This is a genomic window from Acetobacterium sp. KB-1, from assembly GCF_003260995.1.
GTDB lineage: Bacteria > Bacillota > Clostridia > Eubacteriales > Eubacteriaceae > Acetobacterium > Acetobacterium carbinolicum.
The window spans coordinates 3,450,889-3,463,266 of sequence record NZ_CP030040.1 but is presented as its reverse complement, the minus strand read 5'-3'; the positions used below and the strand labels follow the sequence as shown (position 1 = coordinate 3,463,266).

Genomic DNA, 12,378 nt, shown 5'->3' with positions numbered 1-12,378 from the left:
GTTTATTATCCCACAGTCGCTTTTTTTTGTATAGACTAAAAAAACTCCGGCAAATGCCAAAGCCAGAGCGTATTGTATGCTTGTATAATTTTTTATTTTTCCTTTGAACAATGTGGATTCTATTTAGGCGAATCCAAGTTAGTCATTTGCACTTTCTTTTGAAGCAAGTAAGCCTTTTGTCAAACAAAATCCAGCAAGGGTTGGGATGAGATAAACGGCTGGTGCACTCCTAATCAAAACCGGATTAACATTTATATATGTAAATAGAACAAATGCTGGTGTATACGGCATATAATATAAAAATCCAACAATAAATGCTATAGTCATAAACGATCCATTTATCTTAATTTTAAGTGCTGCTGGTTTTCTGGTCAATAATTCTAACAACATTCCAAACATCATGCTAATCAGAGGCATCGTAACATCCGTAAAGAAAAACCCATCACTGATAAAAAATGGCAAGGTTGAATTAAAGTTTGAATTTATAGGACTGTTCTTATATAAAAATCTCATCTTGTCAATAATATTAATATACAACATTATTAATGGTATAATAAAGTATGGGTAGATTTTTTTTAATATATTCAAAATAAACACCTTTCTTTTTATGTAATCTCTTTATTATTCTATTGTTTGTATTGATACATTGCATTAAGAAGATGTTTCGTTTGAAAACAAACCTTCAAACATAAAAAATCCGGATAAAATCGGAATGAGGCACATCAATTGAATCATATATTTCCCACTATAAATCGTTGGTATTGGAACAAGAATACAAAAATTTATCATATAATATATCGCTGCGCACATAATTGCAATAGCAAAATAAATGATGTCAACTTTGAATCTCAACTTTTTTCTCTCACTCAGAAAATGTAGCAGAAAACCAAGCACAAACCATTTAAAAAAGCCAATCAGTATCATCCCCCTATAGCGACTAAAATAAAAAACGGTGCTCAGCGGTTCCATCGTAATAAAGCTGTTTTGAATGGTTATAACCCAAAAATCCATCAGTATAAAAAACAGCAGATACCCGATCATTAGACCAATTTTCAATATTTTTTTATTCATATTATCATTCTCCTCTGACTAAATAGTACCATACTAGTCATCTTTGAATGAGTTAATAAAATTATTGACTTGAGCGACTTCAGAAAAATTTGCTGTACTATCTTCGCTTTTAATTTCAGCATAGCAGCTAACTTTATAACCAAGCGTAAATATCAAAAGTGCTGTGTCATCCTGGTATTTTATATTCTCTTTTTTGTCACCTTGCCAAGTAAGATTCTTCTTTTTTAAAAACTTATTTACATCCGTACGAGGTGGAAGGAGATATAATCGATCCCACCCATGTTTTCCTGTAACAATTGCCATATCCGAAAAATTTCCATTCGCATTTTTTAATGATGTTCGAATTTCATAGGTAATATCTGTAGCACGATCTGAAAATGGTTCGAAACGATCCATTCCATATGAACGTGCACCGATCAGCATCAAAAGCACTGCACATATGGTGTACACAACTTTTTCGATTCTTTTTTTTGATTGCTTAAAAAAGATATTTAGGATGATTAATATCCCCAGAAGAACAAAACCGATCTGCATGCTTAAACTATTACCTGATATCAGGTAATAATTTAATAAACCGATAATCAGCACACTAACCGTTACTTTAAATACTAGCCATATCGTTTCCTTTGTCATTCCATACCACCTCTAATTACAATACATTTTAAGTCAAAACTATGAATCGATAAGTACCCGTACTAGCCCATCAAGATAAAATTGAAAGCAAAAATTTCTTTGATGTTGGCAAAATATGAAACGCCAGAATAACTTACGCCGTAAACAGCATCAGTAGTAATGTTCTAATTTCTGGTAACTACTTTCACTTAGCCTTAACGAAAGGATCTTGTTACTCTTTAGGTAGATGTTGCAATAATAGGTATCAAGTGCTTTTTCTCTCACTTCATATCCTGAAATAAATTCAAGTTTTACCGGTTTATTAAAATGATAGATTAGATTATCCGATTGGATGTAAGATGTCGTCGTAAATATGTATGTATTTATTAGTAATATTAACAAGCCATATACAATCATATCTAAATTCTCATTTGGATTGACATAGACTACATTTCCCAGACTTATAATGAATGTAATTTTTCCAGTCAATACCATTATAAACATCAATATTTCGAAAATGCTTTGACTTCCTTCATAGGGATATTCAAGGACTATCTTGAATTTTAAGTTTTCGTAAATTGAAAAAATCAAAAAAGCGGAAAAGGCGACTAAGTAACCATAATCAGCAATCTTTGTTGCTGTGGCAACGAATAATATTATCATTATAATTAACAAAGTTAAATCGATGTAGTACTTTCTTTTCATGTTTTCAGCATTCTCCTTACAGATCCAATTTTACTTCATTATTTGCCACTAAAAGCATCACAGAATATCCATTCAAAATGCGTTAAGAAGACCGCAATCATACCATCTATCATCGCAAAAGCAGAAGACATCATCCATCTTCTGCAACAGGCGCTTGATAATGCCACCCGACTGATAGCAGAGTTTAGAGACGCTGCCTTTTCGCTGCCGGAGTACCAGCTGCTTAAACTGGGTGTTTTTGATACCCTAACCAAGGCTTTATTTGTTTTTTGCAAGTACTTTTTGCAGAAAGTTGCAAGTTAAAAATACAGAATGTTGCATTATGGAAAATCCATAGTTTTGCAAGCTAAAATGCGAAGCAATTTCATGAGCAATCTAAACATTGCAGGCAATTATTATTTTTTCAATTGATTGTCCGATATTGAGCGATATAATTCATTGATGCTGGATTCCCGCATCCGGTTACTGGGTCCCGGAAACATGAGCAGGTGGCAGTGATGAAGGAGCCGATCCAGCATGGCAGCCGTCATCTGTTCATCATAGAGCACATTGACCCATCGGGAAAATTCAAGGTTGGTATTAAGAATGATAGACCGACGTTCATAACAATCGGATATGATTTCGAACAGGAGCTGTGCTCCCGTTCGGTCCAGTGGGACATAACCATATTCATCCAGAATAATCACTTCGGCTTTATTCAGTTTTTTCAGAAAAGCGGTCAGGGTACCGGCTACTTTGGCTTCCGACAGTTTATTCACCAGGGCGGCCGTTCGAAAGAATTTAACCGGGATTCCCTGTCGACAGGCGGCAACGCCGAGTGCGGTTGATAGCATAGTTTTGCCGGTTCCGGTGCCACCATAGAGAATCAGATTCTTCTTTTCGTGGATAAAGGCCAGGGATTTCAGGCCTTCTGGAGTCAGATCCGAAGGCAGGGTGATTTCATCAAAGCGATATCCTTCAAAGGTGTGAATCCCATAGAAACCGGCGCTGGTAACCAACTTTTGGGTGCGGGTGAGTTCCCGGTAATGGAGTTCATCACTAAGCAACTGATGCAGATATTCCTGGTGACTGCTGCCTTCGGTGGTTTGCGCCAACTCGGCCAGATTGCGACTCAGACGCAGTTTCCGGCAGCATTCAAAGATTTCTTTGTCGAGCATATCCGTCAGCCCCCTTTCCCTGAAGCAAGATATCATAGGCCGTCAGATTGGGCTGCATCGGGATCATTTTGGGAATGCCCGGAGCAAGGGTCATTGCAGGCAGCTCAGGTACATCCGAATACAACCGCCGGTAAAGACTCTCCAGACTATCGGCATCTCGCGCCTGATGAGCAATTGCATGGTTAACGGTATTTACGGCACTGTCAAAACCGGTGCGACTGGTCAACTCGGAAAGAACCTTGAGGATCTGTCCAACTTCGCTGCCTGAACAGGTGGCCAGATAGGTTTGCATGGTTTCCGGCATCAGCTCATAGATCCCAGTATATTTCAGGGCTCGGGGTCGCAGGGATAATTGTTTCAGATAGGGCAGCCAGTCCATCTGCTCTTGTTTGGTATCTCCGTAAAGACGCCGGTGGCGAACAATTTCACGAAAGTTTTCATCTTGAATAATCACCAGCGCTGAAGTTAAAACCAGATGAACCGGGCACTGGGCGTACTTTGGAGCCACCGAATAAGCATGCTGTCGTTTGTTCAGATAAATCCTGGCCCAGTTGTCGGCTTTGAGGGTTTGATGACCGGTGAGGTCAAACGCAATTCCGGGCAGTTTGTGGCAGGCCGTCAGATCAGCCTGAAACCGCTCCTCGATGGTTTCATCGTAGCGATAATGGTTCCGCCGGGCATCTTTCTCACACTCTGTCAGCAACTGCCGGTTATAATCCGACAGCGACAGAAAGCGGGGAACCGGTACCATGAAGTTGCGACGCTGATAGCCGACCTTGTTTTCGACGTTTCCTTTTTCATGGCCGGCCCCGGGATTCATGAAGACGGCTTTAAAATGGTAATGCTCCCGGAACCGTTCGAATTTGTCAGTCAGTTTTCGCCCGCCACCACGGATAATCTCGGTAACAATGACTTTCGTGTTATCAAACCAGAGTTCCCTTGGCACACAGCCAATGTGGCGGAATATGGCATCCAGCCCTTCCAGCAGGCATTCCATATTTTCCCCGTAGAACAGCTGCAGATAGCCTTTATTGCTGTATGGAAAAGAGACCTCCAGGTATTTTCCAGTCAGTTTTTGGCCATTTTCATAAAACTCAGCTGTACCAAAATCAACCTGCGCTTCTCCGGGTTGATGTACCAGTGGCAGATAGGCCTGTTTATTCTGCTTGAATATTTCCCGGTGTTTCACTGCGTAATAGCTGGCGACCGTCCGATAGGAGCAGTCAAAACCGGGAATTTCGGCCAGCAGGCGATGAAATACCCGTTTAGCTGTATGGCGCTGTTTGCGTGGGGCTGATTTGTCCTCAATCAGCCAGGAATCGATCATCTCCTTGTAGGGATCCAGTTTGGGACAGAATTGTTTCTCCAACGCCGGCTTTGGCGGCGGGCTGTTAAAATCAGTCTGATCAATGTATTTGCGTACCGTTCGCCAATCCAGGTGCAACGCTTCCGCAATCTGGGAAATATTTTCCCCTTTCTCATAAAAACGATTTCTGATATCATGTATCTGATCCATTGTGAGCATTCTCCATTTCCTCCTTGTTCTTTGGTCAGATACAAGGATAATTGACTTGAGTTTTGCCCGCAATGGATTTTTGCAATATTGTGCATTTTCCAACTTGCAATACTATGGATTTTTGCTTTGCAACTTTCTACATTTTTATTTTACAATAAACAGCTTTATTTTTAAAATAATTCCAAATTAGTGGAATTGCATTGAGAAATACAATATAAATGAATACCGAAACTAAATAAATCCTTAATGTGAATGTAATTGGTTCTCTCCATTCAATTAAATTATTTCGTTCGGTTACTTGTACTATTATTATTATCACAATTCCACATGCTAATAATATTTTCATAATAATGCGCCTTATTTGTTTCCATTTTTCGCCCATTAACATCCCTCACTTATTTTCATCACCCAATAGCGGCTAAAATAAAAACCATAACTCATCGATTCCATCATATTAAAGCTATTCTGGATGGCTATGAACCCAAAATCCATCAATACAAAAAACACAGGTAACCACATATTAAACTAACCTGTAAAATCTTTTTTTATGTCAAGCCTCTTTTCTAAAACTATCAATCAATAAATAAGCGTAATAGCCCATCAAAATAAAATCAAAAACAAAAAATTCTTTGATACTGGCAAAATATAAAACGCCAAAATAACTTACCCCATAAAATAGCATCAGTAATAAAATATTAGCTGCCAAGATAACTTTCGTCATTCTTAGTATTCGAATTTTTTTAAAGCGCTCGTACAAACTGGCCAGTAATATTCCTGTTGAAATGTAAAGAAATAAGTCAAACAAAACGCGATACCATAATAAATTTAATTGAAGGTTTGTTGCCTGATATCTTATAAAATAGTCCCTAAAAATAGCAAGGCCTAAAATAATAAAGGGCGTTATGGCAATTTTTATCATTGATTGGTAAAGTGACAATTTCAGTTCCTCCTTCTACTTCCAGATCCGATTTTACTTCGTTAACTTTAAGGTTTAGAAATAATTTAATCGCCTGCTCGTAATCCTGCGTCACTCAATCCCAAATTGAAATTTCTGTAATTTTTGATAGTTGTAATCACTGAGCCTTAGTTTGAGCACGTTATCATTTTCTAAATGAAGCGATAAATAATAAATGTTAAAGGATTTTTCTCTCAGCTCATAGTCTTTGATATCTTTTATGTCCACCATTTTTGAGAAATGATAGATTAATTTATCATCAGACACATATGAAGTTGCTTTAAAGAGCAATAAATATAAGATAAATGCTAATTTACCATATACCGTAAAATCATGATCGTCTAAATTCGGATTCACATATACAATATCGGTTATGCTGATAAAGTATGATATTTTTCCGAGTTCCATTAATAAGAACGTCATTTTCTCAAAATAACTAAATTTGCCTTCATAGGGATATTTGAGAACGATTCTGAATTTAAAATTAACATAAGCCGATAGCACCAAAAATACGATAAACATTATTATATATGAATTATTATCGATCTGTGTTATTGTGAAAAGAGTTGTGATCATCAATATAATCAATAATCCCAAGTCTACATAATACTCTTTCTTCATGCTTTCCTCACTTGTCGCTCTAAATTTTAAATCATTTCCTGACTTGGCACTAAAAGCATCACAGAATATCCATTCAAAACGCGTTAAGAAGACCTCAATCACGCCATCTATCATCGCAAAAGCGAAGTACATCACCAGTCTTCTGCAACAGGTGCTTGATGATGCCACCCGACTGATAGCGGAGTTTAGAGACGCTGCCTTTTCGCTGCCGGAGTACCAGCTGCTTAAACTGGGTGTTTTTGACACCCTAACCAAATTTAAATATACAAAGAATAAAGCGTAGATATTATAAAATAAAATAAAACTCCCAATAAAAATACAATTGATATAATCACATACTTCTTTTTCATTTATGTATCACCATTCCTTCGTTTCACTCAAGCCACAAAACGACCTGAAACATCTTGCCTTTAAAAAATTTTTTTAATTATTGTATAGCCATAGGGATAACCACAAACTACAAATCACGTGGAGGTGAGTAGGCTGCTCCATTCTGGAGTGACTGCATTTATATATGTGTTGATTGCTTTTCCAAGCACAAATAAGTGTGGCTATGCTCAGAATTAGGTAAGCTTAATACTCAAGATGTTTCAGACTTTCACCATCGCCATCCTCCATGCTGATCCAACTTTACTGCGTTAACTTTACGGTTTCAGTTACCCACATCGCTATTATTTTTGGTTGAAACGAATCCTTTTGAGAAAAAATATCCTACTACTACTGGAAAAACATATACTATAACCGGAGAGCTAACTAACAAAGATGGTATTGGAATAGAAATATTTACATAAAAACCAAATATTGAGATATAACGAGCGTAATAAATCAAGATTAAGAATAACGCAATAATTAAATCATGCATACGAATTTTCAAAGTCAATCTTAGATCATCTAAATTTAATATATACAAAAAAACACCGACTAATGAGCCCACAATGGGTCTATTGATCCCCGCATAAAAAAATAGTTGGTTTTCAGACGTTATAAGCTTTCCATTACCAACAACTTCGATGTAAATGACAAGAATAATTATGATCAAATATGGTTTTAATGGTTTGATTTTTTTCAATGAGTTCAAGACAAGCTCCCCCTTTTCTAAACTTTAATTATCTGTTTTCGGCATGCAGTAGTCAATAGGATTGGTGCATAAACTAAAAGCATCACAAAGCAATCACTTAAAATGCGTTAAGGTGTTCAATCAGAATTTTAAAGAATTTCTCTTTTTCCATGTGATTAACAAGTCTTTCTTCAATCAGACCATCTTTTAATAAAATTACCTCATCCGCAAAGCTGGCGATATAGGGATCATGGGTAACCAAAATTACTGTTTTTCGCAATTCCTGATTCATTTCTTTTAGACACCTCACCACTTCTTTTGATGATTGCGAGTCCAGATTTCCGGTTGGTTCATCAGCCAGAATTAACTTCGGGTTATTTGATAAAGCGCGACAAATGGAGGCCCGCTGCTGTTCTCCTCCTGATAATTCCCCCGGGTATTTATTCAAATGTTTTCTGATTCCAAAGCGCTGGGCATAATACAGCACACTTTCTTCAATTTCTTTCAGCTTTTTATGATCCAATAACATTGGCAGCATTATATTTTCTTTTATTGTCAGACTATCCATCAAATTATAGTCCTGAAAAACAAATCCAATTTGTTCACGGCGATACTGAGCCAGCTGATCATGACTTAATTTCGTCAATGATTTTCCCTTGTAAAATATTTCGCCTTCGGTTGGCGTATCGAGACCACCAATTAATTTTAACAAAGTTGTTTTTCCACAACCCGATTTTCCCATAATACTAATAAATGAACCACTTTCAATCGTAAAGTTCAGATGATCAATCGCCACCGTTTCGACCACTGTCTCTTTTGATGTTTTTTTCCGGTATTTTTTTTTAGACTGCATATTTGCAAAATATCCATTTTCACTCAACCACAACTCACATGCGAAACAAGCTGCCTTTCTAAAATTTTATAAAATGCCAATTCAATCAGAAAATAGCCAATTCCAAAGGCCATAAATAGACCACTGTTTTCTACAAAATCGACATTTTGAAATTTCATTTCAGCACAAAAGAAAAAACCACTCCATAGAAATGAAGTCACAATCGGCAAAAATATCAGCATAGCGGTCTCTTTTGTATATATTTTTTTTATTCGTTTGTCGGTCATACCAAGCTGTTTCAGAAATCTTGTATCCTCTAAAAACTGATTCTTATCGGTAAAAAAGCGAAAATAAAGTGAACTGCCCAATTGAATCATCATGATCAAACCTAATAAAACAAAAATGAGGAACATCATTTGATTTTCGTTTTTAATTTGTTGCAACATATCTTGTTTGTACACCGTCACTAACAAATTACTCTGATCAAATGCCTTTTTGTCAAAATTCATAGGTATTTTCCCGAGAAAAAGTGTCATTTCATTATTGGCATCAGAATATTTCTGTTGAAATTCTTCATCGCTAAAAACAATGATATTGTTTAAATTCTTATTTGATATTTTGCCGAAGATTATTTCTTGAAAATACTTCTGGATCTGATAATTGCTGCTATTCCCCGCTATCGTTAAGGCCCGTTTCATTGCGGTTGTCGCACTATTTTGAGCACCCTCTTGCTGTGATATTAAAATAATCTCGTTTCCCACCAGTGCTTCCTCTTTACCCGTTAATTTGTAATAGGAATTAAGTGATATTCCCCAATAATGAGGCTCTCTGTTTTCACTTGAGTCATATACTGGCAGGATTGGGATCGCCTCAAACGCTATTATCCCAGATTCATTAATTACATTCTCAACCATCTTAAGTTCTGATATTGCGATAATATCATAAGGATAGCTTTCTTGATCTTCAGCGTTGATTAAAGTACCATATGAAGTTGTGATACTCCCCATTAAATAAAATATCAGAAAATTCAGACTAAATATTGTAAACAAGAGTTTTTTATTCTTGTTAAATTTATACATCATGCGATTAAAGGTTAACAAATTTTTATAATACAGGTTTTTGTTTTTTCTCATTTTTTTGAAAAAAAACCGACTGCCTGAAAAAACAATTAAACAAGCACTCCCTACCAGAAGCATCATCGAAATGAGACTATTAAGCACACTGTAATAAAACCACAAACTGACTAGAATCCCAATGATAATCAGACAACCGATTAACAAGAAGGTCAAATCATAAGCCTTGTATGATTCCCATTCTATTGGGCTTTCAGAGTTTGCTTTATTGGCCGAACGTCTAAAATATCTACCGTTACTAGCCATACAGATCCCGATTATCACAATAAAGATAAAACTGCTATTAAGATAATTCCAAATTGTCACTAGTAAAATATCATTTTGAAAACCTGCTTTACCAAGTAAATCAGCAATACCAAGCACGCAAAAGCTTCCGCCCAGAAGTCCAACCAGAATCGCCAGTAGACTTCCCATTGCAAATTCAACACATAAGAGTAAATAGAGCATTTGCGGACGGATACCTAAGATCGCTAAAAAATTATAATCTTTATTCCGTATCATCAAATAATTTCGCAAGTTCATATTGGTTGATACCAGTGTAATGATTACGACAATTACAACTGCAGCATAAATAAAAGAAGCGAGGGAGCTAACATCATCCATCTCGCTCACCTTGAAGGCAATTTGAAAAAAAAATGTCATCACAAAAAAAATAACGACCATGAGGCTCTGATGGATGAAAAATAGCAAATAATCTTTTAGGCTACTGCGAAAATTCTTTAATAATATTTTTAACAGCATGATTTCTCCATTAGTCTAAACAAAGACAAAGTCAGCTGACTTCACTTTCTTTTGTGGCAAGCAAGCCTTTTGATAAATAAAACCCAACGAGGGTAGGGATGAGATAGTAAGCCGGCGCATCAGGTATTAAAAGAAGCGGCAAAAAATTCAACTGTACAAAGAAAGTGGCAACTGGTGTAAAATATATAAAGTAGAAAAAAGCAAAAATTAGACCGATAATCAGAAAGGGCCTGTTTATCTTGACTCTTAGCGAAAACGATTTCCTACACAGCAATTCAAGGAGAATGCCAAATACGATGCTAATCAATGGCAGGGTAACAATATATGTAAAACCAAAATTGTCAATAAAAAATGGCAGGGTCGAATTGAAGTTTGAATCATAAGATCCATATTTTATCATATTTTTCACTTTGAAGATGATACTAATATAGCCCATCACTAATGGTATCACCAGGTATGGGTAGATTTTTTTTAATATCCGCACAATGATCCCCTTTCTTTTTTGAAAATTATTTAACATTCAGCTACCTAATTAGCAATTTAAATTTATGATAATTAAAATCATTAAGGCCCAGCTTAAGCACTTTTTTGTTTTTCATATAAACAACTAGAGAATATGTATCTAAAGATTTTTTCTTCATTTCGTATCTTTCAATATCCCGGATATCAATAACTCTTGAAAAATTGTAGATTAAATAATTGTCATCGATATAAGCCGTATTGTGGAACATTGATAGATACCAGATAACAGGTATAAAACCGTAGATGATAAAATTATGCTGCTTAGCCGAATTCGTAATTGTAAGATTTAATAAGCCAATGATGTATAACAACTTTCCCAACAGAATTTCAAAACACCCCAAATAATTGCCAATACTTAGCTTACCTTCATACGGATATTTAAAGATAATTCTAAATCTCAGATTGATATACGAGAATATGACGGCAAAGCTAATCAAAATTATGGTATAAACCGGATTATCTACTTGTCCCAACAAGTAAACAGATAATCCCAGGATAATGATCAATAATACTAAATCCAGATAATATTGTTTTTTCATTTTCAAGCACCTCCGCTATTAAAATTTCCAGAATGAACGAGAGTCTTTATTCCTAACTTTCGCATTCGCCGGAATTTTTCTTAAAATCCCATAAAATGACAGGACATCCATGCTCGATAGAACCATATTCATCAGGGCAATTTTCGACAAAAGAATATAATTTACATTTGTTGACAATATAATTAAAACGGGTATAACCGTCAAAACAATGATCGGCAATATCAATCCCAACAAAAACCTTTCTTTTTTTATATCCTGTAAATATTCAACATAAATTGCGCCTCTATACGTACCAATAAAAATATCCGTTGATGAAATTTTATCCGGAAAAACTATCACATGCAGCATTTCATGAATGGGTACTAAGGCTAATAAAATCAAAATATCTTGAAAACTATCAATCATACTCAAATGATAATCCGCTCCCAGTCGGATCTTTAACATTAGTCCAATGATAAACATGGAAATGAAAATAACTGGAATTGCCATCACGCAAAGTTTTAAAAAGCTCGGCTCGTTAATAGCATGATAACCCTCATTCTCAGGATCAAAATCATTATTTTCCGGGAATTTTTCAAATAAGAATCTCACAATACTGGCTCCTTTTATTTTTTTACTAACGACTAAATTAAATCTACCATATCTTCATTGGGTAAAAACTCTTTTCCCGGACAATCCAGCAATTATAGGTCGGGAGATGTCGTTGGTTTCTGAATATCGGTGGTTTCTTAGCTACCGCTCATAGCATCATTATAACTTATTTTTAAGATTTTGTGTCCAACCTTATGTGTACATCATAGTCAATACATCAATGGAACGTTTTATAAAAATATAATGTACACGCTTGTCAAGACACGAAATTAGAAATTTTTAGATAAATCTCCTTTCGCGTTTTGATTAGGCAGCCAATGCCATAT

15 protein-coding genes are annotated in these 12,378 nt (G+C 35.9%); 2 read left to right on the top strand and 13 right to left on the bottom strand.

Going from position 1 to position 12,378, the window contains the following annotated elements; translation table 11 throughout:
* Positions 1-138 precede the first annotated feature (138 nt).
* The 3 genes from DOZ58_RS15975 to DOZ58_RS15965 form a co-directional block, all read right to left on the bottom strand.
* Positions 139-588 (bottom strand): hypothetical protein, encoded by a 450-nt coding sequence (locus DOZ58_RS15975; RefSeq protein WP_111889211.1) that lies wholly within the window; start codon positions 586-588, stop codon positions 139-141.
* 63 nt (positions 589-651) lie between these two features.
* Positions 652-1,071: a hypothetical protein gene (locus tag DOZ58_RS15970; RefSeq protein WP_111889210.1), complete on the bottom strand. Its 420-nt coding sequence runs from the start codon at positions 1,069-1,071 to the stop codon at positions 652-654.
* A gap of 33 nt (positions 1,072-1,104) precedes the next feature.
* Positions 1,105-1,704 (bottom strand): hypothetical protein, encoded by a 600-nt coding sequence (locus tag DOZ58_RS15965; RefSeq protein WP_111889209.1) that lies wholly within the window; start codon positions 1,702-1,704, stop codon positions 1,105-1,107.
* A gap of 726 nt (positions 1,705-2,430) precedes the next feature.
* Between DOZ58_RS15965 and DOZ58_RS18735 the strand changes: the two genes are divergently transcribed.
* Positions 2,431-2,691 (top strand): hypothetical protein, encoded by a 261-nt coding sequence (locus DOZ58_RS18735; RefSeq protein WP_204355428.1) that lies wholly within the window; start codon positions 2,431-2,433, stop codon positions 2,689-2,691.
* A 92-nt stretch (positions 2,692-2,783) separates the two neighbouring features.
* Here DOZ58_RS18735 and istB read toward each other — a convergent pair whose 3' ends face one another.
* From istB to DOZ58_RS15935, 4 genes are all read right to left on the bottom strand, one after another.
* Positions 2,784-3,545, bottom strand: coding sequence for an IS21-like element helper ATPase IstB (gene istB, locus DOZ58_RS15955; RefSeq protein WP_111887148.1), 762 nt, complete (start codon positions 3,543-3,545; stop codon positions 2,784-2,786).
* On the bottom strand, positions 3,523-5,061 hold the full coding sequence (gene istA, locus DOZ58_RS15950) for an IS21 family transposase (protein ID WP_371414204.1): 1,539 nt from the start codon (positions 5,059-5,061) through the stop codon (positions 3,523-3,525). The genes istB and istA overlap by 23 nt, the downstream gene beginning before the upstream one ends.
* A 550-nt stretch (positions 5,062-5,611) precedes the next feature.
* Positions 5,612-5,998: a hypothetical protein gene (locus tag DOZ58_RS15940; protein WP_162624552.1), complete on the bottom strand. Its 387-nt coding sequence runs from the start codon at positions 5,996-5,998 to the stop codon at positions 5,612-5,614.
* Between the two features lie 90 nt (positions 5,999-6,088).
* On the bottom strand, positions 6,089-6,637 hold the full coding sequence (locus DOZ58_RS15935; RefSeq protein ID WP_204355427.1) for a hypothetical protein: 549 nt from the start codon (positions 6,635-6,637) through the stop codon (positions 6,089-6,091).
* A gap of 43 nt (positions 6,638-6,680) precedes the next feature.
* Between DOZ58_RS15935 and DOZ58_RS18730 the strand changes: the two genes are divergently transcribed.
* Positions 6,681-6,920 (top strand): hypothetical protein, encoded by a 240-nt coding sequence (locus DOZ58_RS18730; protein ID WP_204355426.1) that lies wholly within the window; start codon positions 6,681-6,683, stop codon positions 6,918-6,920.
* A gap of 369 nt (positions 6,921-7,289) precedes the next feature.
* On the opposite strand, the gene DOZ58_RS15930 is transcribed toward DOZ58_RS18730, so the two are convergent.
* The 6 genes from DOZ58_RS15930 to DOZ58_RS15905 form a co-directional block, all read right to left on the bottom strand.
* Positions 7,290-7,706 (bottom strand): hypothetical protein, encoded by a 417-nt coding sequence (locus DOZ58_RS15930; RefSeq protein ID WP_204355425.1) that lies wholly within the window; start codon positions 7,704-7,706, stop codon positions 7,290-7,292.
* A 106-nt stretch (positions 7,707-7,812) separates the two neighbouring features.
* Positions 7,813-8,574: an ABC transporter ATP-binding protein gene (locus DOZ58_RS15925; protein ID WP_111889203.1), complete on the bottom strand. Its 762-nt coding sequence runs from the start codon at positions 8,572-8,574 to the stop codon at positions 7,813-7,815.
* Positions 8,571-10,262, bottom strand: coding sequence for a hypothetical protein (locus DOZ58_RS15920; protein ID WP_162624551.1), 1,692 nt, complete (start codon positions 10,260-10,262; stop codon positions 8,571-8,573). Before DOZ58_RS15920 ends, DOZ58_RS15925 begins: the two co-directional genes overlap by 4 nt.
* 169 nt (positions 10,263-10,431) lie before the next feature.
* Entirely contained in the window at positions 10,432-10,920 is a 489-nt protein-coding gene (locus tag DOZ58_RS15915; RefSeq protein ID WP_111889201.1) for a hypothetical protein, read from the bottom strand.
* Positions 10,921-10,924: 4 nt separating this feature from the next.
* Entirely contained in the window at positions 10,925-11,461 is a 537-nt protein-coding gene (locus DOZ58_RS15910) for a hypothetical protein (protein WP_111889200.1), read from the bottom strand.
* Positions 11,462-11,479: 18 nt separating this feature from the next.
* Complete coding sequence (locus DOZ58_RS15905) at positions 11,480-12,052, bottom strand: DUF3267 domain-containing protein (RefSeq protein ID WP_111889199.1); 573 nt, start codon at positions 12,050-12,052, stop codon at positions 11,480-11,482.
* Positions 12,053-12,378 lie beyond the last annotated feature (326 nt).